This window comes from Sphingomonas sp. AP28 (assembly GCF_056680455.1).
Window position 1 is genome coordinate 2674139 of record NZ_CM155283.1, and the last position, 23677, is coordinate 2697815.

22 protein-coding genes and 1 tRNA gene are annotated in these 23677 nt (G+C 65.4%); 10 read left to right on the forward strand and 13 right to left on the reverse strand.

Going from position 1 to position 23677, the window contains the following annotated elements:
* The first annotated feature begins 158 nt into the window (after positions 1-158).
* Together AC1MH0_RS12325 and AC1MH0_RS12330 are read left to right on the forward strand one after the other, a co-directional pair.
* Complete coding sequence (locus AC1MH0_RS12325; protein WP_480963015.1) at positions 159-890, forward strand: head GIN domain-containing protein; 732 nt, start codon at positions 159-161, stop codon at positions 888-890.
* 49 nt (positions 891-939) lie between these two features.
* Complete coding sequence (locus AC1MH0_RS12330) at positions 940-1662, forward strand: GIN domain-containing protein (protein ID WP_480963016.1); 723 nt, start codon at positions 940-942, stop codon at positions 1660-1662.
* 263 nt (positions 1663-1925) lie between these two features.
* Here the strand turns inward: AC1MH0_RS12330 and AC1MH0_RS12335 are convergent, their stop codons facing one another.
* The gene (locus tag AC1MH0_RS12335) at positions 1926-2330 is read right to left on the reverse strand and encodes a DUF1489 family protein (RefSeq protein ID WP_480963017.1); all 405 of its coding nucleotides are present in this window, start codon (positions 2328-2330) and stop codon (positions 1926-1928) included.
* A 31-nt stretch (positions 2331-2361) separates the two neighbouring features.
* Positions 2362-3771, reverse strand: a complete 1410-nt coding sequence (gene mgtE, locus AC1MH0_RS12340) for a magnesium transporter (RefSeq protein WP_480963018.1) — start codon at positions 3769-3771, stop codon at positions 2362-2364.
* A 108-nt stretch (positions 3772-3879) separates the two neighbouring features.
* Between mgtE and AC1MH0_RS12345 the strand changes: the two genes are divergently transcribed.
* Complete coding sequence (locus AC1MH0_RS12345) at positions 3880-4338, forward strand: peptidylprolyl isomerase (protein WP_480963019.1); 459 nt, start codon at positions 3880-3882, stop codon at positions 4336-4338.
* Positions 4339-4459: 121 nt separating this feature from the next.
* On the opposite strand, the gene AC1MH0_RS12350 is transcribed toward AC1MH0_RS12345, so the two are convergent.
* Positions 4460-5344 carry a LysR substrate-binding domain-containing protein gene (locus AC1MH0_RS12350; protein WP_060526147.1) on the reverse strand — a complete coding sequence of 295 codons (885 nt, stop codon included), beginning with the start codon at positions 5342-5344 and terminating at the stop codon, positions 4460-4462.
* Between the two features lie 282 nt (positions 5345-5626).
* Between AC1MH0_RS12350 and AC1MH0_RS12355 the strand changes: the two genes are divergently transcribed.
* Positions 5627-7900, forward strand: a complete 2274-nt coding sequence (locus AC1MH0_RS12355; protein ID WP_480963020.1) for a CDC48 family AAA ATPase — start codon at positions 5627-5629, stop codon at positions 7898-7900.
* 84 nt (positions 7901-7984) lie between these two features.
* Here AC1MH0_RS12355 and AC1MH0_RS12360 read toward each other — a convergent pair whose 3' ends face one another.
* The 3 genes from AC1MH0_RS12360 to AC1MH0_RS12370 all read right to left on the reverse strand — a co-directional run bounded on the left by AC1MH0_RS12360 (position 7985) and on the right by AC1MH0_RS12370 (position 10545).
* Entirely contained in the window at positions 7985-8833 is an 849-nt protein-coding gene (locus AC1MH0_RS12360) for a hypothetical protein (RefSeq protein WP_480963021.1), read from the reverse strand.
* A 75-nt stretch (positions 8834-8908) separates the two neighbouring features.
* Entirely contained in the window at positions 8909-10225 is a 1317-nt protein-coding gene (locus AC1MH0_RS12365) for an MFS transporter (protein ID WP_480963022.1), read from the reverse strand.
* A complete protein-coding gene (locus tag AC1MH0_RS12370) occupies positions 10222-10545 on the reverse strand; it encodes an antibiotic biosynthesis monooxygenase (protein WP_480963023.1) in 324 nt (107 codons plus the stop codon). The genes AC1MH0_RS12365 and AC1MH0_RS12370 overlap by 4 nt, the downstream gene beginning before the upstream one ends.
* Before the next feature lie 181 nt (positions 10546-10726).
* Between AC1MH0_RS12370 and AC1MH0_RS12375 the strand changes: the two genes are divergently transcribed.
* On the forward strand, positions 10727-11341 hold the full coding sequence (locus AC1MH0_RS12375) for a class I SAM-dependent methyltransferase (RefSeq protein ID WP_136188766.1): 615 nt from the start codon (positions 10727-10729) through the stop codon (positions 11339-11341).
* A 180-nt stretch (positions 11342-11521) separates the two neighbouring features.
* Here AC1MH0_RS12375 and AC1MH0_RS12380 read toward each other — a convergent pair whose 3' ends face one another.
* The gene (locus AC1MH0_RS12380) at positions 11522-12682 is read right to left on the reverse strand and encodes a phospholipase D-like domain-containing protein (protein WP_480963024.1); all 1161 of its coding nucleotides are present in this window, start codon (positions 12680-12682) and stop codon (positions 11522-11524) included.
* Positions 12683-12811: 129 nt separating this feature from the next.
* Here AC1MH0_RS12380 and rpoZ point away from each other — a divergent pair, with 129 nt between their 5' ends.
* Positions 12812-13156, forward strand: coding sequence for a DNA-directed RNA polymerase subunit omega (gene rpoZ / locus AC1MH0_RS12385; protein ID WP_055882033.1), 345 nt, complete (start codon positions 12812-12814; stop codon positions 13154-13156).
* A 411-nt stretch (positions 13157-13567) separates the two neighbouring features.
* Here the strand turns inward: rpoZ and AC1MH0_RS12390 are convergent, their stop codons facing one another.
* Both AC1MH0_RS12390 and AC1MH0_RS12395 read right to left on the reverse strand, forming a co-directional pair.
* Complete coding sequence (locus AC1MH0_RS12390; RefSeq protein WP_480963025.1) at positions 13568-14239, reverse strand: RlmE family RNA methyltransferase; 672 nt, start codon at positions 14237-14239, stop codon at positions 13568-13570.
* Positions 14236-15276: a Ppx/GppA phosphatase family protein gene (locus AC1MH0_RS12395; protein ID WP_480963026.1), complete on the reverse strand. Its 1041-nt coding sequence runs from the start codon at positions 15274-15276 to the stop codon at positions 14236-14238. The genes AC1MH0_RS12390 and AC1MH0_RS12395 overlap by 4 nt, the downstream gene beginning before the upstream one ends.
* A 185-nt stretch (positions 15277-15461) precedes the next feature.
* Here AC1MH0_RS12395 and AC1MH0_RS12400 point away from each other — a divergent pair.
* Positions 15462-15535 (forward strand) — tRNA-Gln (locus AC1MH0_RS12400).
* A 367-nt stretch (positions 15536-15902) separates the two neighbouring features.
* On the opposite strand, the gene AC1MH0_RS12405 is transcribed toward AC1MH0_RS12400, so the two are convergent.
* Positions 15903-16214, reverse strand: a complete 312-nt coding sequence (locus AC1MH0_RS12405) for a hypothetical protein (protein WP_480963027.1) — start codon at positions 16212-16214, stop codon at positions 15903-15905.
* A 410-nt stretch (positions 16215-16624) separates the two neighbouring features.
* Entirely contained in the window at positions 16625-17623 is a 999-nt protein-coding gene (locus AC1MH0_RS12410; protein ID WP_480963028.1) for an NADP-dependent oxidoreductase, read from the reverse strand.
* Between the two features lie 91 nt (positions 17624-17714).
* Between AC1MH0_RS12410 and AC1MH0_RS12415 the strand changes: the two genes are divergently transcribed.
* Positions 17715-18521, forward strand: coding sequence for an enoyl-CoA hydratase-related protein (locus AC1MH0_RS12415; protein WP_480963029.1), 807 nt, complete (start codon positions 17715-17717; stop codon positions 18519-18521).
* Here AC1MH0_RS12415 and AC1MH0_RS12420 read toward each other — a convergent pair.
* Positions 18518-19864, reverse strand: a complete 1347-nt coding sequence (locus AC1MH0_RS12420; protein ID WP_480963030.1) for a spinster family MFS transporter — start codon at positions 19862-19864, stop codon at positions 18518-18520. The genes AC1MH0_RS12415 and AC1MH0_RS12420 overlap by 4 nt on opposite strands.
* Entirely contained in the window at positions 19864-21405 is a 1542-nt protein-coding gene (locus tag AC1MH0_RS12425) for an AMP-binding protein (protein WP_480963031.1), read from the reverse strand. Before AC1MH0_RS12425 ends, AC1MH0_RS12420 begins: the two co-directional genes overlap by 1 nt.
* 99 nt (positions 21406-21504) lie before the next feature.
* Here AC1MH0_RS12425 and AC1MH0_RS12430 point away from each other — a divergent pair, with 99 nt between their 5' ends.
* Both AC1MH0_RS12430 and AC1MH0_RS12435 read left to right on the forward strand, forming a co-directional pair.
* Positions 21505-22818, forward strand: coding sequence for an acyl-CoA dehydrogenase family protein (locus AC1MH0_RS12430; RefSeq protein WP_480963032.1), 1314 nt, complete (start codon positions 21505-21507; stop codon positions 22816-22818).
* On the forward strand, positions 22818-23669 hold the full coding sequence (locus AC1MH0_RS12435; protein ID WP_480963033.1) for a MaoC family dehydratase: 852 nt from the start codon (positions 22818-22820) through the stop codon (positions 23667-23669). Before AC1MH0_RS12430 ends, AC1MH0_RS12435 begins: the two co-directional genes overlap by 1 nt.
* Positions 23670-23677 lie beyond the last annotated feature (8 nt).

Genomic DNA, 23677 nt, shown 5'->3' on the forward strand with positions numbered 1-23677 from the left:
TGCCGAGACAAAAGGGCGGTCCTGCGGGGCCGCCCTTTTTCGTTCTGCTGCTTCCTTCCTCAAGACGGGGGCCCGTTCAGCGAGCCAGCGCCAGACAAGTTTCTCGTTGCGGAATCCCGTCGCCGGTGTATTGTATTAATAATACACAGGAGGATGCGATGAACTTTCTTACGCTCGGACTGATCATTCCTCTCGCGGCCTGCTCGTTCAGCTGGAACGGCGACAATGAAGGCTTGGGGGCTGCGGCGGCCGGCTCGGGGACCACCCGGACCTTCCAGGTTGCCGGTTTCAACGGCATCGACCTGCGTGGCTCGGACGATGTCGACGTCCGCGTTGGCACCGGCTTCTCGGTTCGCGCAGAGGGGCCGAGCGAACAACTCGATCGCCTGCGCATCGAGCGTGACGGCGATACGCTCAATATCGGTCGCAAGAACGGGGCGAGTTTCGGCTGGAGCAAGGGCGCCAAGGTGAAGGTGTACGTCACCCTGCCGCGACTGACCGACGCAAGCGTTTCGGGATCGGGCAACATGGCCGTGGACCGTGTCGAGGGCGGTGGGTTCGAGGGCGGAATCGCCGGATCGGGCAATCTCGACATCGCGGCGATCAAGGTCGACGTGGCGAAATTCACGATCGCCGGATCGGGTACCGCGCATGCGAGCGGTACGGCGCGCGATCTGAAGGTGGAAGTCGCAGGCTCGGGTGATCTCGACGGCACGCGGTTTGAGGCGCAATCGGCGTCGGTCGAGATCGCCGGTTCGGGAAGCGTGCGCGCGGTGGTGAACGGCGCTGCCAAGGTCGCCATGTTGGGCTCGGGTGACGTCGATCTCGGGCCGCAATCCCGCTGTACGATCTCCAAGATGGGTTCGGGGCGGGTCCGCTGCGGGCGGTAAGCCGCCGCCGCACTTGCGCGGGGGTACATAACCGGCGACGTTCGCGGGCATGAGATATCTGCTCGCCGCTTCGCTGATCCTGTCCTCGCCGGCATTCGCCCAGTCTTCCGCGACGAGCCGGACGGTCTCGGTCGGCAGCTTCGATCGTGTGCGGGTCGAGGGGCCGTTCGAGGTCCGCGTCACGATCGGCTCGCCGCGTGCGACCATCACCGGCCCGGGCAGGGGGGACGATGCGGCCGTCCGGGTCGATGGTACCACGCTGTCGGTGCGCAAGGGCACCGGCGGCTGGGGCGAGCAGACGCGCGGCGGCGGCGGGGCGGGGCCGACCGTCGTGACGCTCTCGACACCTGAGCTGACCTCGGCCAGCGTCGCGGCCGGCGGGCGGCTCACGATCGCGAAGATGCGCGGCATGCGCGTCGACGTGACGGTCAGCGGGAACGGTAGCTTGGCCCTCGCGGGGGCCGATACCGATCAGCTGAACGCGACGCTGATCGGCACCGGCCAGATGACGCTCGCCGGCCGCGCGGCGCGCGCGCGCCTCGTGACGAGCGGGCCGGGCGCGATCGACGCATCGGGGCTGGCGGTCAACGACCTGACCGTCCACCTCGACGGCGTTGGCGAGACGAAAGCCGCGGCGCGCTACACGGCGCAGGTGACGAACAGCGGGCTGGGAACGGTCACGATCACCGGCAACGCGAAATGCCGCGTCGATGCAGCGGCAGGCGGTCCGGTGGACTGTGGGAAGCCGGCGGCGGGAGTCTCTGCTCCGTAGAAGAGGATGGTGTGCTGCTGCACCTTCCACACCCACCCTTCCTGGGCGAAATCCGCATCTGGATCGAGCCAGTTACTCTATCCGTATCGGCCCTCATACCTTCCGAACGTGTATCGTCATTCCCGCGGAGGTGGGAACCCATACTGGCTGACCTCACACTAAGATCGGTATCCTCTGAGGATATGGATCCCGCCTGCGCGGGGATGACGGTGGAGTTTATCGTCGGGTGGGGACGAACCTCGGCGAGTTCTGGGCCTCACCCCTTAAATGAGCGCCAATTCCGCGAGCTTCGTCATCAATGCCGGCGGCATCACGTCCAGGCCGGTCGCATCGCCACCCAGATCGAGCGGCGCATCCGCACCCTCAAGATACCGCCACCCTTGATGCGCGCGCTTGGGCCGCGCCTGCACCAGCACCAGCTTAGCATCGATATGGATCGCGACGCGCCCCTCTTCCGCCTCGCCGAATCCGAGAATCGGCGAGCGGGCGATCAACTGGTGCTTCAGGATCCAGAACATCGAACCCTGGCCCGCGACCTCCTCATGCCGCTTGGGCAAATAGCGCGTGGTGAGGAACACCGGCCCTTCCTCGCCGCGCAGCCGGAGCCGTTCGGCGAGGTGATCGACGCTTTCCGCGCCGAACGCGACTTTGGTGAGGTGAAGCGGCATGGTGTTGGAAATGGGCGTTAATACCGGCCGATCAACCGTGCAGGCCCCACAAAGACGCGAGCCCGAGGAACGAGAAGAACCCCATCGTGTCGGTCATCGTCGTCACGAACACCGCAGAAGACACCGCGGGATCGATCCGGAACTTGTCGAGCGTCACCGGCACCAGCACGCCGCTCAAGCCTGCAACGATGTTATTGGTCATCATCGCCGCCGCGATCACGATCGACAGATTCTGGTTGTGGAAGATGACGTAGGTCCCGAGCCCGATCAGCGCACCCAGCATCACGCCGTTCGCCGCCGCGATGCGGAACTCGCGGCCGATCATCCGCGCGGTATTCGAACTCGTCAGCTGGTTGGTCGCGAGCGCCCGCACCACCACCGCGAGCGTCTGCGTGCCCGCGTTGCCGCCCATCCCCGACACGATCGGCATCAGCACCGCGAGTAGCGCGAAGCTCGCGATCGTCCCCTGGAACAGCCCGACGACGGAAGACGCTACCATCGCGGTGCCAAGATTGACGACCAGCCACGTGAACCGCGTCCGCACCGTCAGCCGGATCGGCTCGTTGATGTCGCCGTCGCCGGCGCCTGCCAGACGCAACGTATCCTCGCCCGCCTCTTCGGAGATGATGTGGACGATGTCGTCGACCGTGATCATGCCGACCAGCCGGCCGCCATGATCCACGACCGCGGCGGAGATCAGCGCGTATTTCTGGAAGCGGAGCGCGACCTCCTCCTGGTCCATGTCGACCGGGATCAGCGTCTGCTCGCGCTTCATCACATCGGCGATCGCGATCCCGCGCGGCGTGCGCAGCATCCACGACAGCTGGCACGTGCCGATCGGCTTGTGCGCGGGGTCGACGACGAAGATCTCCCAGAAATCGGTCGTCAGCTCCTCGTGGCCGCGCAGATAATCGATCGCGTCGCCGACGGTCCAATGCTCGGGCACCGCGATCAGCTCGCGCTGCATCAGGCGACCGGCAGACTCCTCGGCGTAGCTCAGCGCCTCCTCGATCGCCGCGCGATCGTCGGGATCGAGCGCACGCAGCACCGCGCGCTGCTCGTCCTCGTCCATGTCCTCGATGATCGCGACCGCATCGTCGGTATCGAGTTCGGACGCGAGATCGGCGACCTGGTGCGGCTCGAGCGCGTCGATCAGATCCTCGCGGACGTAATCGTTCATCTCGGCGAACACGTCGCCGCCGAGCAGGTCGGTGACCGCACGCGCCAGTGCTGCGCGATCCTCCTGCGGGGTCAGCTCGAACAGATCGGCGATGTCGGCCGGGTGCAACGGCTCGACCAGCGCGCGCGCGCCCTCGTCGTCGCCGTCCTCGACCGCATCGAGCACGGCGCGCACGAATTCGGGACGCAGATGGTCGTCGCGATCGAGCTGGTTTTCGGGCTGGGTGTCGGTTTCGACCTCGGGAAGCTCGAGTTCGCTCATGGCTGCCTCCCTTAAAAGATGCGCGGTTGGGCCCTAACGCGGCGCGCGTGCATTTGCCAGTCGGAGTGCGGCTCCCTATCTGCCGCGCATCAATTCAGGAGAACATGAATGGCTGACACCCCCGAAACGCTGACGCTGACCCTCGATGGCGGCGACGTCACGATCAAGTTCCGCCCCGATCTGGCCCCGAAGCATGTCGAGCGCATTGCCGAGCTGGCGAACGAAGGCTTCTACGACGGCGTACCCTTCCACCGCGTGATCCCGGGCTTCATGGCGCAGGGCGGTGACGGTGGTCGCGGCGACGGCACCGGCGGGTCGACCAAGCCGAACCTCAAGGCGGAATTCTCGGCCGAGCCGCATGTCCGCGGCGTCTGCTCGATGGCGCGCACCAACCAGCCCGACACGGCGAACTCGCAGTTCTTCATCGTGTTCGACGACGCGCGCTTCCTCGACAAGCAGTACACCGTCTGGGGCGAAGTCACCGACGGCATGGACCTGATCGACGCGCTGCCCAAGGGCGAGCCACCGCGTTCACCTGGGAAGATCGTCAAGGCACGCGCTGCGTAAGCTGAATTCTCCTCCCGCTCGCGGGAGGGGCTAGGGGAGGGCGCGACGTACGTACCGGCGTCCGGTGTGCGAGGCACGCCCCTCCCCCGACCCCTCCCGCAAGCGGGAGGGGAGCAGCGGGTCAGACCTCCGCCACCGTCCGTATCAGCCAATCGTGGAACAGCTTCACCGGCTTGGTCTGCAACGCCCGCGGGCGGCAGACGAACCAGTAGCTGTACGGGCTTTCCACCTCGATATCGAACAGCCGAACCAGTCGCGGATCGTTCGCATCCTCGAAGTGGCTCGCATGCATGAACGCGACGCCAAGCCCCTGCGCGGCAGCCTCCAGCATCAAAGCCCCCGAATCGAAATGATCGATCGCTAGTGGCTCGATGTCATCCAGCCCCGCTGCCGTTCGCCATGCGGTGAACGTATCCGTCATGTCGCGGTGCACCAGCGCCGTCAGCGTCGAGAGCTGCTCGGGCCGGGTCACCGGGTCCGCACGCTCCAGCAGGCTGCGCGCGCCAATCACATAGACCGAATTCCGGTCGAGCCGCCGCGCGTAGAACGCCGGATCGATCTCGCGCGACAACGCGATCACCGCGTCGAGCCCGTCGCCGAGCCGCGACACGAGATGCGCTGCGGTATCGATATCGAGATGCAACTCGGGGTGCGACGTGCGCAGCTCGCCCAGTTTGGGGAACAGCTTCTGCGACGCGTAGAGCGGCAGTATCCCGAGACGCAGCCGCAGCACCTCGGTCGTGCTGGTCAGCGATTCGACCGCGTCCGACAGTGAGTCGAGCACCGGTGCGATCTGCGCGAGCAGCCGCTCACCATCCGCATTCAGCACCATCGCCTGATGCCGCCGCGCGAACAGCGGCTTGGCGATGAACCGCTCCAGGCTCTGCACGCGCCGGCTGAGCGCAGGCGCGGACAGCGCCAGGTCCTCAGCGGCGGCCTTGATCGACCCCAGCCGCGCGACCTGCACGAACGCCTCGATAGCCCCCAATGGCGGCAGCCTGCGCATGATTCCTCTTTCGACTCGACAAGTGTGACAATGACCGCTGGACGCATTCATGCATGCGATTGCAGTTAGCGCAATCGTAGCTGATCCCTTCGCACTTGCAACACGAACCGTCTCGCCGCAAAAAGACCTCGCCTTTCAGGCATCCTCTCCTAAAAACTTTCACGGGCTGGCCTTCATTGGCCGGCCCTTTTTTTGTGCGTTTTTCGGAAGCGCGAACGGGGCCAGTCCTCGAAACCGCGTGGTGCACCCCCCATTTGATCCTTCGAGTTCGAAGGAGTCGAGATGCCCGATAGCGAAATCCCCACGCGAAAAATCCAGGTCGCTAATGCGCGTCCCGAAGACAGCGGCCGCGGCCTGGCACATTTGCCGCGCGCGTTGATGGCGACGCTCGGCATCGGCGAAGGCGACGTGATCGAGATTCTCGGCAAGCAGAACACGCCCGCGCGCGCCGTCGGTCCGTATCCGGAAGACGAAGGTCTCGACATCCTTCGCATCGACGGTCTCCAGCGTGCCAATGCCGGCGTCGGCTCTGGCGATTTCGTCGAGGTGCGAAAGGCCGAATCGAAGCCCGCAACTCGCGTCGTGTTCGCGCCAGCCCAGCAGAACCTCCGCCTCCAGGGTTCGACCAACGCACTCAAGCGCACCTTCCTCGGCCGGCCGATCTGCCAGGGCGATATCGTCGCGACCGCGGGGCATCAGCGCGTCGGCAACATGCCGCCCAACGTCCAGCAGTTCATGAACGCGCCGGCCTATGCGCTCCAGGAGATCCGCCTCGCGGTGATCGCCGCCAGCCCCAAGGGCGTGGTGCACATCGACGAAAATACCGAGATCGAACTCCGCTCCGAATACGAGGAGCCACAGGCCGCACGGCGCGCCGACGTCACCTATGACGACATCGGCGGCATGGCGCAGACGATCGACCAGCTGCGCGAGATGGTCGAACTGCCGCTCCGCTACCCCGAACTCTTTCAGCGGCTCGGCGTCGATCCACCCAAGGGCGTGTTGCTGCATGGCCCTCCCGGCACCGGCAAGACGCGTCTCGCGCGCGCCGTCGCCAACGAATCCGACGCGCAGTTCTTCCTGATCAACGGCCCCGAGATCATGGGCTCGGCGTACGGCGAGTCCGAGTCACGCCTCCGCGAAGTGTTCGAGGAAGCCGCGAAGGCAGTACCGTCGATCGTGTTCATCGACGAGATCGATTCGATCGCGCCGAAGCGTGGCCAAGTGTCGGGCGAAGCGGAAAAGCGTCTCGTCGCGCAGTTGCTGACGTTGATGGACGGCCTTGAATCGCGAGCGAACCTCGTCGTGATCGCCGCGACCAACCGTCCCGAAGCGATCGACGAAGCGCTGCGTCGTCCGGGCCGGTTCGACCGTGAAATCGTCGTCGGCGTGCCGGACGAGCGTGGCCGTCGCGAGATCCTCGGCATCCACACGCGTGGCATGCCGCTCGGCGACCGTGTCGATCTCGATGAGCTGTCGCGCACCACCTATGGCTTCGTCGGTGCCGATCTCGCCGCACTGACCCGCGAGGCGGCGATCGAGGCAGTGCGTCGAATCATGCCGAAGCTGAACCTCGAGGAGCGGACGATCCCGCCCGAAGTGCTCGACGAACTGTCGGTCACGCGCGAGGATTTCCTTGGCGCGCTCAAGCGCGTCCAGCCCTCGGCGATGCGCGAAGTCATGGTGCAGGCACCGACCGTGCGCTGGGCCGACGTCGGCGGTCTTGACGATGCACAGATGCGGCTGAAGGAGGGCGTCGAACTCCCGCTCAAGAACCCCGACGCGTTCCGCCGTCTCGGTATCCGCCCGGCCAAGGGCTTCCTGCTCTACGGCCCCCCCGGCACCGGCAAGACGCTGCTGGCAAAGGCGGTCGCTCGCGAGGCGGAGGCGAACTTCATCGCCACCAAATCGTCCGACCTGCTGAGCAAATGGTACGGCGAAAGCGAACAGCAGATCGCCCGCCTGTTCCAGCGCGCCCGTCAGGTCGCGCCGTGTGTGATCTTCATCGACGAACTCGATTCGCTGGTGCCCGCCCGTGGCAGCGGCGCGGGCGAGCCGCAGGTGACCGAACGCGTCGTCAACACGATCCTCGCCGAGATGGACGGGCTTGAGGAGCTGCAATCGGTCGTCGTGATCGGTGCGACCAACCGGCCTAACCTGATCGACCCGGCGCTGCTGCGCCCGGGCCGGTTCGACGAACTCGTCTATGTCGGCGTCCCCGACAAGGCCGGCCGCCGCCGCATCCTCGGCATCCAGACCGAGAAGATGCCGCTAGCGTCCGACGTCGATCTCGACCGTCTCGCGGCCCGCACCGACCGTTTCTCGGGTGCAGACCTGGAAGATGTCGTCCGCCGCGCCGGCTTGGTGGCATTGCGCCGCTCGATCGACTCGACCGACGTGACGATGGCCGATTTCGAAGGCGCGCTGAAGGAGTCGCGCGCCAGCGTGACGCCAGAGACGGAACGCGAGTACGAACAGATGGCCGCCCGCCTGAAGCAGGACGCGACGGCCATCCAGCCGCTGGGCTTCGCGTTCCCCAGCAAGGCGGACGACTAGTCCTGTCTGCGTACCCGAACTCCGACGTTCGTCCCCCGGCCGCCTTACTTGGCCGAGGGAGGGACGCCCAAGCAAACTCCCGGCTCAGCCCGCCGAGTGGTATCTGCGAAACTGTATCCAGACGAGATGGATGAGCAAGGCCATTGCCAGATCCTGGAAGAAGAACTGGCTGACGCTCAACATTCCGATGATCGGCCCCCAACCGAACATCATCACGCCAGTGCCTCGAACAAGAAGTACCAGCCCGATATAGCGGATCAGTCCCGATCGATCCCACGCCACGTCACGTAAAGTGATGACGAAGCGTGCGAGGAGGCAGGCGACCACCGTCTCGCCGAACAGCAGGTAGCTCGGCACCAGCACGTTGGGGCCGTAGGGCACCAGATAGACGTCGGGGCGCGTATGTTGAGCCGACCACGCGATGATCGGGGCCAGCAGCGTCGCCAACACCGGATTAAGGACGAACACGCTTGCCGCAGTCAGCGCGAGGGCGGCCAGGAAGCGCAGCGCGATATTGCGTAGATGCGACACCGCCGCCACCGCGAGCGTGCCCAGGATCAGATCGAGGAGACCGCCGAGGACGAACCCCGCTACCCCTCCGCCGAAGTCGTTCGTGGTAAAGCCGCCCATAAGTGCGTTGCGAACTATGCCGTTCATCGTCGCGAACAGCATTCCGACGATCGGTCCGCGTATCGCGACGGGGAATCGACGTAGCCATGGCAGCGCAGTGGCCGCCAACGCGATGAGACCGATAGATTGCGAAAGTGGGTACAGCATCCCCAATCTGCCAAGCCCCTTCGGATAGGGATAAGGGACCCAGAGCACCTGCAGCATCACCACGTGGATGCTGAGCGAGACGACGACGATCAGCGCGACCGCCCCGGCTAACGCCGAGAAAGGCGGGTGGGCGGCGCGGTGCGGTGTGGCGATCATACCGCTGATGCTAGCAAAACGACCCGGTAGATCAACTTTGGTTCGTCGATAACCGATCGTAAACAACGACTTGGCCTAGCCTCGACTCTCTTTGGCATCTTGTAAAGACCGCCAGGCATAGGCGATCATCATGACGCACGCCGCGCCCGCGATCAGATAGGGGAGGGAGTGCTGTGCCTCGTACAAGGCGACGCCGATCGACGGCCCGAGCACGAAGCTTGCGCCGTTAATGCTCGTGACCTTCCCCGCGACCGAGCCTTGCGCATTGGCGCCAACAGCCAACGAAGCCCCCGCCGTGAACCCCGGTCGCGTGAAACCGAAGCCGAGGCTGGCCAGCGCATAGGCAGTCGCGATCGTGTAGAGCGACGTTGCGATTCCGGTCAGCGCGGTACCGGCAGCCGCAAGCACCAGTCCGGTCAGAACGAGCTGGCGCGGAGTCATGTTCAAGCGCGGGATGATGCCCCATTGCGCGAGCAGCGCAGCCCCGGCGCCCATCATCAGCACGATGCCGGTCGGCTCCAGTGCGAGGGCAGGGGCGAGGTGGAGCCGGTCGATCACGAGGAAGCCGATTGCCTGCCCCGTCATCGCCTGCGCGTGGCCCATCACGAGCCCGGCGATCATCCACGCGCGGATGCGCGGGTCGGTGTAGCCTACATGCTCGACATGCGATCCGGTCGCGGCCGCCACTGACGCACCGGTCGGCGCGCCGCCGATCGAGGGGTAAGCCGAACTCGCGCCGTGCGTTTCGTGCGGGGCGACGATCTTGTCGTCGGGCAGCATCCGCCGCACCGTGATCCACACCGCCACCCCGAACACGGCGAACAGGAACGCCGGGCCGGCCAGCCCGATCTCGACTCCGCCGACCGAGCCGAGGATCAGGTACGGCGCTATCGCCGGCCCCAATATCGTGCCGAGCCCGAACGCCGAGGCGAGCAACGTCAGCGCCTTGGTTCGCTCCTCGCGCGTCGTCTCGCCAGCCACGAGCGCCTGCACCGCCGGCGGTGCCGCCGCGCCGAACGTGCCGTAGATGAGCCGGCCACCGATGAAGCACAGGAACGCAGTCGTGCCGCCGATCCAAGCGTTGATTCCGGCCAGCAGGAACACGCCGCACAAGGTCAGCGACACGCTGAACCCACCGACGCCGAGCAGGATCATCGCGCGCCGGCCGTGCTTGTCCGACCGGTTCGCCCAGAACGGCGCGGCGATCACCCACAGCAGAGCGGAGACCGAGAACGCCGCCGCGACCGCGCTATCGGCGACCCCGAGCGACCGCCCGAGTGCCGGCAGCACCGATTGCAGTGCTGTATTCCCCGCGGCGATCGTCAGCATCACGAGGAACATCAGCGCGAAGCGGCGGTCGATCTTCGGGCCGTCCGTCGATGCGCCAATCATGGCCGTGTCCAATGATAGGCACGCTCGATCCGCGCGATGTTGACCGAATAGCTGTCGTACCAGAGTGCCCGCCCGCGTTCGCGAATCGCGGTGTGCTCGGGATGGTCGCGCCATGCGATCGCCGCAGCGTCGTCCGCCCAATAGCTGACGGTGATCCCCATGCCGCCCGCCTCGCGCGCGCTGTCGACGCCGCGATAGCCAGGCTGAGCTGCAGCTAGCGCGTCCATGGCCACGGCGGCCTCGCCATAACCTGCGGCGTCCGCGTCGTTACGGATCGACACGAAAATAACTGCAATCTGTCCTGCCCGATCGTCGTTCATGATCCGTGCTTAAGCGATGCCGTACGCTTGGCAAAGCTGCCAGAACCACTTGCCGCAGCACGACTTCCGCTTCGGTTCGTCGCCCGATGCAACCTGCGGCCCTTGAAACGCGTTCGGAATTCGTGCGACGGGAGGGCCAAAGCCTCGCCAGCGCGCGGGACCCCTGACCGTAAGGAACGCGATGCCCAGTTCGACCACCGCCACCCGGCGTGCACGCAGCCGACCAGCCGGCGTGCCGTCCCCGTGGCAGATGTTCTTTTCAGGGTTCCTGAAACACCCGGTGATGGTCGGGTCGATCGTGCCGTCGTCGGATAAGCTGATCCGCAAGATGCTCGGTCCGGTGGACTGGGCGAACTGCAAGCTGTTCGTCGAATATGGCCCAGGCGTCGGCACGTTCTGCCGCCCGATCCTCGACCGGATGGCGTCCGACGCCAAGTTGGTGGTGATCGATACGAACCCCGAATTTATCCAGTATCTGCGCCACACGATCACCGACCCGCGCTTCTTTGCGGTGCTGGGGTCGGCCGACGAGGTCGAGACGATCGTCGCTGACCACGGCTTCGAAAAGGCGGACTACGTGTTGTCGGGCCTGCCCTTCTCGACGCTGCCCCCCGGTGTCGGCCCGGCGATCGCGACCGCGACGCACTCGGTTCTGCGGACCGGCGGTGCGTTCCTGGTCTATCAGTTCTCGCCCAAGGTGAAGGACTTCCTGACCCCGCATTTCGAGTCGATCGATCACGACATGGAGTGGTGGAATGTGCCGCCGGCGCAGCTGTATTGGGCGTGGAAGGACTGACGCAGGCGCGGCCACGCCCGCGCCGATGCGCAAGCAAAGCGCCGCGCAGCTTCAGGCCCGGACGGCGGGTAGGCTAGAACTAGCCGAACCCGTCCGACGGCGGCTTTGCCGTCGGCGCTGGTGCATTTAGCGTACGAAGGTCGTCGAGCTTCCCTCTGCCGGGAGGCTTGAACCCGCCTACTATTCGTCGATCCCGAAGTTCAGCCCGCGCGACAAGCTGGGATCCACCACCGCCACCACGAAATACGCGCCAAGCTGCTTGAGCCGCTGCATCCAACCGGTGTTCGCCTGGTACAGTTCCTTGGTCACCTCGACCGACTTCGCCACTTCGCCATCGATATACCCCCGGACATGCGCTGCGAACGCCGCATCCTCGATTCGCAGCATCAGTTCGAGATTGATGAACAGGCTGCGCATGTCGAAGTTCGCCGAGCCGATATGGACCGCATCGTCGATCACGTAGAGCTTCGTATGCAGCTTGGTCGGCTGGTATTCGAACAGCCGCACGCCCTTCCGCAATAGCCCCGCATAGGTGAACCGCGCCGCCGCGATCGTCGCGTTATTGTCGGATTTGCTCGCGGTGACGACCCGGACCTCGGCCTGCCGCCGCCCGGCCTTATCGAGCCGACGCAGCAGTGCGGGACTAGGCGTGAAATAACCGGCGATGATGTCGATCCGCCGCCCGCGTCGCATGTCGTCGCGCACCGCGCGAGCCCAGGGCGACAGCTTCCGCGTCGGTCCACCGATCAGCCAGCGGGTCGCGCCCTTGGTCTCGCTCCAGTGAGACAGCGCCGCGTTCAGCCGCCGCAGCTTGCCCTTCGGCTCATGGATCCACTCCTTCAGCGCATCGAAATAGCCGGCCAGCCGCCCCGCCGCCGGACCCTCAACCAGCAATCCTAGGTCACGCCACGCCTGCTCTGCGGCAGTCCCGAAATAATCGTCCTCGATGTTGAAGCCGCCGATGATAATCCGGGTCTCGTCGGCAAGCGCGAGCTTCTGGTGGTTGCGGAGCAGGTAGCGGCGGCCGAACCGTGCGGAAAACCGGCATACCGACACGTTAGCGGCTTCGAGCGGTTCGAAAAAGGCGTGTGGGGCATCGTCGCTACCGAACCCGTCGACGATCAGCGCGACCTCGACCCCGCGTTTGGCGGCGGCAATGAGCGCGGCGTTGACGCGCTTTCCGGACTCGTCGTCGGCGTAGATGTAATAGAGGATGCGCAGGGTTCGCTCGGCGCCGTCGATCAGCGCGAGCACCGCGTCGAGGCGGCGGGGGCCGGTATCGAGCAGCGTCATCTGGTTGCCGTCGACGCTGAAAGTCGGCTGGTCTGCTGGATCTTCCATGGGCAGCCTGATGGACACCGGGCGCCCGGGTGGCAACCCGATGGCGGTGATCCGCGCGTTTCTTGACTTTGTGGGCCACCCCCCGTAGGCGACGCATTCTCATTCTATCGTTGTTACGAAGGAAGCCGCATGGCGCGCGTTACCGTCGAGGATTGTGTCGACAAGATCCCCAACCGGTTCGACCTGGTGTTGTTCGCGGCCCAGCGTGCGCGCCAGATCTCGGGCGGCGCCGAACTGACGCTCGACCGCGACCGCGACAAGAACCCGGTCGTCGCGCTGCGCGAGATCGCCGACGAGAACGTCAAGCCGGCGCATCTCAAGGAACAGGTTATCCAGGGCCTGCAGAAGGTTCGCGTCGACGACGACGACGAGGTCGATGCCGTGGGCAGCCTGGCCGCTTCGGCCGAGGCACTGCGGCTGACGGCTGCGGCACCGCCGCGGAACCAGAATCTAGGTGCTGATTACGAGGGTTGAGGCAGCGTATTAGCGAAAGCTAATCCGCGGCTTGGCCGAAACCCCGGCCGGCGGGCATAGCCCGGCCGACGACGCGGCTTTGCCGCGGCGCGCGAAATAAAGAGAGCCTGTGGATCAAGAGGTCCGCGGGCTTTTTCTATACCTTCTCCCTGAAGGGGCGAGGGAAGGGGCCCGCGGCACTTGCCGTGGGAAGGGTGAGGGCACGTGCATCAGGCAGATCGCCAACCCACGCCCTCTCCTTGTTCTCCCGCGAAGGCGGGAGCCCAGTCTGGATCCCCGCCTTCGCGGGGAAACAGTCTTGGCCGTGACGCTTCGGTATCACCCTAAGGCAGGGCGCCGCGGCTAAGCCGCGTCGTCAGTCGTTGCTGCGCAACGCTGGCCGGGCTTTCGACTTATCCGAAAATAGCTGCGCTATTTCGGGTCTCGGCCTTTAAACCCCTGCGCCACCACGAACCACTCGACCGACCCCTTCCGGCTCGCCGGCGGCTTGGCGTGCTTCACCGTCTTGAAGTTCCGCTTCATCTCCGCGACCAGCTCGGCGTCGGCCCCGCCCGCGAACACCTTCGACACGAACGTCCCGCCCGGCTCCAGCACCTCGCACGCAAAATGCAGCGCCGTCTCGACCAGCGCCATCGTCCTGAGCGCATCGGTCTGCGGATGCCCGACCGTGTTCGCCGCCATATCCGACAGCACCAGGTCGGGCGCGCCGCCTAAGGCCTCGATCAACTTCCCCGGCGCCGCATCGTCGAGGAAATCCATCTCGAAGATCGTCACGCCCTCGATCGGATCGACCGGCAGCAGATCGATGCCGACGACAGTCGCCTTGGGTATCCGCCGCCGGATCACCTGTGCCCAGCCACCCGGCGCAAGACCGAGATCGACCACGCGCTTCGACCCGCGGATCAACTCGAACCGCTCGTCGAGCTCGATCAGCTTGTAGGCCGCCCGGCTACGATAGCCATCGGCCTTGGCACGCTTCACATACGGATCGTTCAGCTGCCGCTCGAGCCAGCGCGTCGACTGCGCGGTCCGCTTCCGCGCGGTGAGAACGCGGACATGCCCGCCGGAACCACCGCGGCTCATGCTCCCGCACCCGATTTGCCCGGCTTGGGCGCGCCCATAAGTCGGCGCAAAATCCCTTCACGAATGCCGCGGTCGGCGATGCCGAGCCGTTCGGCGGGCCACAAATCCATGATCGTCTCCAGAATGGCACAGCCCGCGACCACCAGGTCGGCGCGCTCGTTGCCGATGCACGGCAGCTTGGCGCGCTCCGTGATCGACATATGAGAAAGGTCGGCGCTGATCTTGCGCATTGCCGAGGCGGGCACGATCAGCCCATCGACCACCGAGCGATCGTAATGGCTGAGCCCAAGATGCACGCTGCCGAGCGTCGTTACCGTGCCGCTGGTGCCGAGCAACCGCGGCCGCTCGATATGCCGGGGCAGGCGGGCTGCAAACCCCGCGAAACTGTCTGCAACGACCTGACGCATCTTCGCATACGCGGCACGACGGCCGCCTTCGCCCTCACCGCCACCGGCATGCTCGGTCAGCGACACCACACCCCACGGCGCCGAATGCCAGTCGAGCACGGTCGGTATCGGCGTCGAGGTATCGACCAGCACGAGCTCGGTCGACCCGCCGCCGATATCGAACACGAGCGCGGGATCCTCCCCCGGCTCGATCAGTGCATGGCAGCCTAGCACCGCCAACCGCGCCTCCTCCTCGGCGGAAATGATGTCCAGATGGATACCCGTCTCGGCGAGAGCTCGCGCAATGAACGCAGGCCCGTTCGACGCCTGCCGACAGGCCTCCGTCGCGACCGACCGCGCCAGCGTGACGTTGCGCCGCTGCAACTTGTCCGAACACACGCGCAAGGCAGCGATGGTCCGCTCGATCGCCGCATCGCTCAGCTTGCCGGTCGAGGCCAATCCCTCACCAAGTCGGACAATTCGCGAGAACGCATCGATCACCGCGAAGCCGCCAGCCTGCGGCCGTGCGATCAGCAATCTGCAATTGTTGGTGCCAAGATCCAGCGCGGCAAACGCCTGCGCATCGGCCCACCGCCCACGAGAGGGCCGGGTCGCCGCCGGACGGGCAGGACCGTCCTGCCGGAACGGCATTCGGGCGGAAACATCCCCCATCGCCGTAAAACTCGCTATCTATGTCTGCCGCTGCGGGAAAATACCCGCCCGGTGCTTGGTGACGAATGTAGCGCGGCGGCGCGATTACGCAAGCGAAGTGGCGGAACAGCATCATCTTGACGTTGACAGCCTTGGCGGTCGCCCGTAGAGCCCGCCCTCGCTGATGCCCCGTCGTCTAATGGTAAGACTGCGGTTTCTGATACCGCCTATTGAGGTTCGAATCCTCACGGGGCATCCAGCGCTTCCCGCCTGAGCGGTCGAGGCAATTCCAAAGCAACTAAGGGTTCAACGAGTACCCTAGCGCTTGATGATCTCTGCGTGCGTCGACCGGCCGCTCGGTCGGGTAGCGCCGTTTTGCACTCGGTCGAGTTAGGCGACACGGAAGCCGCTTACCCGAATTCGCCTCGGGACATGAATCCGCCGGTCACGATGCAAGACGCAGTTGCCATGCTCCACGCCGCCTCAGCGCCAAGAAATTTGCCCACGGAGGCCAAAGCTGGGCGCTCAGATCGGTTAAAACGCTCTCAGCCAGCGTTACCGATAGGGCGGCATCGATTGTTCGACGTCGTTACTTTCACATGCTTGGGGCGCTGATATCCTGGCGTTCATTCCCTTGCGTCGCGTAGCTCCTCCAACTGAACCAGTCTCACCGGATCGTCGGCTGCGAGCGCCTCTTCGAGATAAAAGTTGTGCGCTATATCTCGCACCACTCGCTGCGCCTCGCCGCTATATTCCGCGGCGATTACGGCGAAGGCGTCGATCAGTTCGCGTAGAAAACCCTTATCCAAATTTTCGAGCTGGTCCGCTAGCGCTTCCATCATCGTGACGGCCGTATCAAGGTTTAGCTCCTCTTCCTCGGTCAGCTCAAGAAAAACGACATAATCCGCAATGATGTGCGCGATCTGGGTAACTATCATGGTTTGACTACCCTTACCTTGATGTTGGTGACGCGAGCGACTCTTAAGATCCGTCCCGTTCAGCTGCGCTTCTGTAGTGTGGTGCCGGAAGAGGACTCATGATCGTCAGATAATTATTTGAGCATAATAGGGTTGTCGATAACGCGTATCCTGGTGGCCCCAGTCTGGCCCCCTAACCGGACTACACTTCCAGGGTTAGCGTCCCTCCGGAGGTTGCCACATCCCCCGAATCATCCATAATGCCAGAAAGCCTAGCTTTGCGTGCAGCTCGTGCAAAGGCGATCCTGGTGGAAAGCCGCCAGTCCGCTTTCGGGCAACGATCGTAGTAGGCGGCCGTTCGTTCATATGACGGGGAGGGGCCGAATAGGGTGGTTCCGGTCGAAGATTGCTTTGCTGCCGTGCGGTCCCAATCACCAGACGCGCACCATGCGTTTGCCGCGGTTGCCGCCGGCCAATTGATCCACGAGCGCGGCGGGGGCATTCTCCAAGCCTTCGACGATATCCTCGATCGCGCGCAATGCGCCGGATGCGTGCCATTCCCGTAGCTTGTCGATGGCATGATCGCGTAAATGCGCGAAGTCGTCGACGATGAAGCCGCGCATCGTCAACTGCTTGGTGATCAACAGGCCGGGTACGCCACGCGGACCATGCGCTGGCTTGGTCCCGTCATAGCTGCTGACGGCGCCGCAGCAGATGATGCGGCCGCCGGTGTTCATCGCGAACAGGCAGGTATCGAGGATGTCCCCGCCGACATTGTCGAAATAGACGTCGATCCCCTCGGATACGATCCGTTTCAGGTCGCCGCGGACATCGCCGGCCTTGTAGTCGATCGCGGCGTCGAAACCGAGATCGTCGACCAGCCAGCGGCATTTGTCGACCCCACCGGCTATGCCGATCACGCGTGCGCCAAGGGTGCGGCCGATCTGTCCGACCGCGGTGCCGACCGAGCCGCCGGCCGCGGAGACGACCAGCGTGTCGCCGGGCTGCAGCGCGCCCACCTCGGTAAGTCCGAAATAGGCGGTGAGCGCCGAGGTGCCGTACAGGCTGAGCAGGTGCGCGGGGTCGACGCCTGGCGGTTGGCGTTGCGCTGCGGTTGCATCGAGCGCGGCATAGTCCTGCCAGCCGCTATCTGCGAAGACGAGATCGCCGACCGCGAAGCCGGGGGCGCGGCTTTCGATGACTTCGGCAATGGCGAGGCCGGCCATCAGCGTGCCGGTCGAGAGTGCGGAGCGGTAGGTCATGCCCTGCATCCAGGCGCGGTTGGCGGCGTCGATCGAGATCATATGCGTCCTGACCAGCAACTGTCCGTCCGCGATACTCGGCATGGGAGCCTCGATCATCGTGAAACTGTCCTGCGACAGTGGGCCTTCCGGCAGCCGGGCGATGATAAGCTGTCGATTGGTGGTCATGGAGCGGTCGAGGTCCCTGCGCGTAGCTTGCCCGGTGATGCCCCTTGGGATAGATATAAAGCGAACCATATACAAGCGAACGGAGTTGCGGATGGATGCCTTCAAGGTCGATATCGCGGATGGGATCGCGACGATCACGCTCGATCGCCCCGACCAGTTGAACACCCTGACGCGCATTTCCGCCACGGCGTTGGCGGAGGTCTTTGACAGGACCGATGCGGACGACCGCGTGCGTGCCGTCATCATCACCGGTGCGGGACGGGCGTTCTGCGCAGGGGCGGATCTGTCCGCGGCCGGCTTTGGCGAAACGCCGGACGGTGAGGAGGCGACGCGTGACTGGGGCGGTATCCTGACGATGCGGATGTTCGAGAGCCTCAAACCGATCATCGCCGCGATCAACGGCGTAGCGGCGGGGGTGGGGGCGACGATGCTGTTGCCGATGGATATCCGGCTGGCCTCGCGCGATGCCCGCTTCGGTTTCGTGTTCACGCGCCGCGGCATCGTGCCGGAATCGGCGTCGTCGTGGTTCCTGCCGCGGATCGTCGGGATCTCGCGCGCGCTGGAATGGTGCTTTGCCGGTAAGGTCATCGATGCGCAGACCGCGCTGGAGGGCGGACTGGTGCGGTCGATCCACGCGCCGGAGGACTTGATGCCCGCGGCGCGTGCGATCGCGCGCGAGATTGCGGACAATGCCGCGCCGGTATCGGTCGCGCTCACGCGTCGGATGATGTGGCGGATGCTGACCGCGGATCACCCGATGGTCGCCCACCGGATGGAGAGCGGGATGATCATCGCTCGGGGCCAGTCGGCGGATGCGCGCGAGGGTGTCGCGGCCTTTCTCGAGAAACGTGCGCCCGCCTTTCCGGACCTGGTATCGAGCGGCTTGCCGGAGGTCTAGTCGATCACGTCGTCGCGGATCGTGCGGGCGGCGAGGAAGAAATGCACCGCGGACCACGCGAACACGCCGCCACAGGCAAGCAGCGCCAGCCGCAATCCTTCCGCCGATGCCGCCTGGCATGCAGCGATCGCGATCGTTCCAGCGCGACAGACGGTCTCGTAATCGGCGGCACCGTAGCTGCGTTGGGCGAGCAGATCGCTCGCGAAGCCGATGACCAGCGGACCAAGGCCGAGCCCGACCAACGTGATCGTCAGGAGCATGATCGCGCTGGCGGTAGCGCGCATCCGTGGTCCGACGAACGAATGCGTCGTGCCGAACAAGGGGCCCTGGAACGTACCGATGCCGATGCTCATGACGAGGAACAGCGCGATCGCGGCATGCATGTCGCGCGTGGTGAACGTGGCGAGACACAGCGGAGCGGCCAGCGCCATCGCGGTGCCCGGCGTCCACAGCATCCAGCGCCGGTCCCGTCGCGCGAGCCGTTGCGCGAGGAAGCCCCCGAGGATCGTGCCGATGCCGAGCATCAGCCCGCCGCCGACGCCGCCATACAGACCCGCCGCCTGCAGCGAGAGGCCGAAGCTGCGCATCAAATGCGGCACGAAGAACGCGGAGATTGCGTAGGCGGCGAACAGCGTCAGTGCGACGGCAGCGGCGAGATGACGGAAGGTCGGCTTGGCAAACAGCGTCGCGGCGACCGCGCGGGCGGGCGGCACGTCGGTTTCCCGCGCCGTCTCGCGAGGGCGCGCGCGGCGGGGTTCGCGGATCGTGAACCATGTCAGCAACGCCAGGATTACGCCGGGCGCGCCGGCCACGACGAACGCCCAGCGCCAACCCCATGCATGGCCGACGACGCCGCCCAGCAAGGCGCCGAGCATCGCGCCGATCGTGTTGCCGGACGCGAATACCGCCAAGGCGCCCGCGCGCTTCTCGGGCGGATAATAGTCTGAGATCAACGAATGGCCGGTCGGTGTCGCGCCAGCTTCGCCGACCGCGACGCCGACCCGCAGCAGCAGGAGTTGCACGAACCCGGTAACGGCCCCGCATAGCATCGTGAACGCGGACCAGAGCAGGATGCAGATCGTCAGTACCGTCGTCCGGTCGCTGCGTTCGGCAATCCGTGCGACGTACAGGCCGAGCACGGTGTAGAAGATCGCGAAGGTGGTGCCGCCGAGCATGCCCAACTGCCAGTCCTGCAATCCCAGCTCGACCTTGATCGGCTGTTGCAGGACGTTGATGATCGTCCGGTCGATGAAGTTCGACGCATACACCGCGACCAGCACGGTCATGACCCAGGTCCGATTGGTCTGGACGGGCTCCGCAGAAGTTTGAGACGGCGTGGCCATCAGTTCACCTGCCGATCGGTACCGGCCCAATAGGCCTTGCGCAGTTCGGCCTTCTGGATCTTGCCGGATGCGTTGTGTGGGAGCCCTGCGACGACGTCGATTGACTTGGGCGTCTTGAAGTCGGCAATGCGGCATCGCGCCCAGGCGATGACCGATGCCGGATCAATCCGACGGCCGTCGACCGGTACGACGATCGCCTTCACCGCCTCGCCCCAATGCGGATCGGGCACGCCGATGACCGCGACCTCGGCGATGTCGGGATGACCGGCTAGCGCATTCTCGACCTCTGCCGGATAGATGTTCTCCGCGCCCGAGACGATCATGTCCTTGACCCGGTCCTTGATGAAGAGATAGCCGTCGTTGTCGAGATACCCCGCGTCGCCGGTGCGGTACCAGCCGTCCGCGCCGAGCACCTGCGCGGTTGCCTCGGGCATGTTCCAATAGCCCACCATCACCGAGATGCTGCGGATCAGGATCTCACCCACCTCGCCGGGGAGAAGCGGTTCGCCAACGGGATCGACGATGCGGATTTCGGTGCCCGGCAGCGCGCGCCCGGCGGATCGCATCCGCGGCGTCGGCGTGACGGCGTGATCCTGCGGCGGCAGCGCGACACACGTCCCGCTTGTCTCGGTCATCCCGTAGCTCTGCGCGAACTCGCACCCGAAGACGGCGATGGCTTCGCGCAACAGCTCCGTCGTGATCGGCGCGGCGCCGTAGACGATCGTGCGGATCCGCGCGTAATCGACGAAGCCCGATCGGGGATGATCGATCATCATCTTCAGCGCGGTCGGGACGAGGCCGAGCTTGCTAATTCGCTGGTGCTCGATGGCGTGCAGGACGTCGCCCGGATCGAAGCTCGGCTGAATCACCACCTCGCCGCCGAAGAACAGCGTGCGCGCCAGCATCCCGAACCCGCCGATATGCGCGAGGGGCACGGGGACGAGCGTGACGTCGTCCACGCTCCAGTCGTCCCACGCGACCGCGGCGGCACTGCGCAGCGTGCTCGTACCGAACAGGCTGCGTTGCGAGAGCATGACGCCCTTGGGCAAGCCGGTCGTGCCCGAGGTGTAGATCATCAACGCGGTATCAGTGGGCGCGACGATTATCCTGAGCTCGACGTCTTCCCCCAGCCAGCGTTCGTCGAACAGCCGCTCGACCGGCATTGTCGCAACGCCTGGGGCCGGCGTTTCGAACCCTTCGGCGAGGACCAGCAGCGCGGCACCCGAATCCGCCAGGATGTGCGCGATCTCGAGAGGCGCGAGACGCCAGTTCAACGGCACGAAGATCAGGCCGGCACGGGAGAGCGCGAGCGCGAGCAATGGTATCGCGTCGTGATTACGACCGAGATAGGCGATGCGTGCGCCCGGTGTGGCGCCGTCGCGAAGCAATGCGTTCGCCAGCCGGTTTGCTTGCGCGTCGAACGCCGCGTACGTCCACGATCGTTCGCCGAACCGAAGCGCTACCGCATCCGGGCGCTGCGACGCGTGACGCGATACGATCGCCCCGAACGTCGGCACCTCTACCCAGGGAAGGGACTCCATCGCGCTCTCCGGTTTTCGCGATGCTTGACGACCGCTGAACTCCGGATATGCTACGCCAGCGAACAATACGCAACAATACCGTATTTGGGAGGGTCACCGTTGGATTTCGCGTTGCCGCCGGATCTCGTCGCGTATCTGGGCGCGATCGACGCGTTCATCGACGCGGAGATCCGGCCGATGCAGGCGGCGGACGATAACGAACGCTTCTTCGACCACCGCCGCGAACACGCGCGGACCGACTGGGATAACGATGGTCTGCCGCGGCCCGAGTGGGAGGCACTGCTAGCCAAGGCTGCGGCAGCCGCCGACCGGGCGGGGTTCCTCCGGTTCGCGCTCCCCGCGGAGTTCGGTGGCGTGGACGGCGGGAATTTTGCGATGGCGGTCATCCGCGAGCATCTTGCGGCGAAGGGGCTGGGGCTCCACAACGACCTGCAGAACGAACATTCGATCGTCGGCAATTTCGGGCTCGTCACGGTGCTGCGCGATTATGGCAGCGCGGACCAGCGTCGCGATTTCATCGACGCGGTGCTGAACGGCGAGCGACGCCTGGCGTTTGCGCTGACCGAACCCGATCACGGATCCGACGCGACGTTCATGGAGACGGTGGCGGTGCGCGAGACGCGCGACGGCAGCGCCGGCTGGCGGATCGACGGCGAGAAGATGTGGACGACTGCGATGCACGTCGCGAGCCATGTGATGCTGTTCGCCAGGACCAGCGGCAGGGCGGGCGACGCGACCGGGATCACGTGCTTCCTCGTGCCGGCAAAGGCCGCGGGCGTCGAGATCGCCGCGTATCTGTGGACCTTCAACATGCCAACCGATCATGCGCAGGTCCGCTATACCGATGTCTGGGTGCCGGACGACGCGATCCTCGGCCCGCTCGACGATGGCCTGTCGGTGGCGCAGCATCTCGTCCACGACAGCCGCATCCGGCAGGCGGCGTCCTCGCTGGGGGCGGCGGATTACTGCATTCGTCAGAGCGTGAACTATGCACGGGCGCGCAAACCGTTCGGCAAGCCGCTGGCAGTTCACCAGGCGATCCAGTTTCCGCTCGTCGAACTAGCGACGCAGGTCGAGATGCTGCGCTTGCTGATCCGCAAGACCGCGCTCGAGATGGATGCGATGTCGCGCACCGAGGTCGCAGCGACGCTCTCCGACAAGGTCGCGATGTGCAATTACCAGGCGAACCGGCTCGTCTGTGAGGCGGCGGACCGGGCGATGCAGGTACATGGCGGTATCGGCTATTCGCGCCACACGCCGTTCGAGCACATCTACCGTCACCACCGACGCTACCGGATCACCGAGGGCGCGGAAGAAATCCAGATGCGAAAAATTGCGGCGTGGATGTTCGGGTTTGCCGGGCCGAACCGCTTCGAACGAAACCGCGTTCAATCAAACCGGGGGGATCAGTGATGGGAATCGATTACGACGCGTTCATGGCGCTCCGCGACGACGGGCGGCGCTTCGCCTATGACGACCGCGACACGATGCTGTATGCGCTCGCGGCGGGAATGGGGCGCGATCCGCTCGACGACCGCGAACTGAAGTTCGTATATGAGGGGCCGGGTTTCGTCGCGATGCCGACGCTGGCGGTGGTGGTCGCACGCAGCATGCTGGCGCGGACGTTGCCGATCGACTTCGCGCAGGTGCTGCACGGCGAGCAGTCGCTGACGATCCACCAGCCGTTGCCGACCGCCGCCGCGCTGATCGCCGACACGCGGATCGTCCGGATCCTCGACAAAGGGGCGGGGAAGGGCGCGCTGATCTATCATGAGACGGCGGCACGGCTGGCGGGCGACGATACGCCGCTGTTCACCGTCGGGGGCAGCCTGTTCGCGCGCGGCGATGGTGGCTTCGGCGGGCAAGCGGGCCCTGCGCCCGTCGTTCACGCGATCCCCGACCGCGCGCCGGATCATGTCCACGTCACCGAGACGCGCGCCGATCAGGCATTGCTGTACCGACTGACCGGCGACCGAAACCCGCTCCACGCCGATCCCGCGCTTGCCAGGAGAGCCGGGTTCCCGGTGCCGATCCTCCACGGGCTGGCGAGCTATGCGATCGCGTGCCGCGCGGTGCTGGCGACGGTGTGCGACTATGATCCCACGCGGATCGCCGGGTTCGACGTGCGCTTCACCTCGCCGGTGTTTCCGGGCGATACGATCGAAACCGATATCTGGGTCGATGACGGCACCGTGTCGTTCCGGTGTCGCGTGCAGGCGCGGGGCGTCACCGCGCTCAACAATGGCCGGTGCCTGCTGCGCTGACCGGCGCG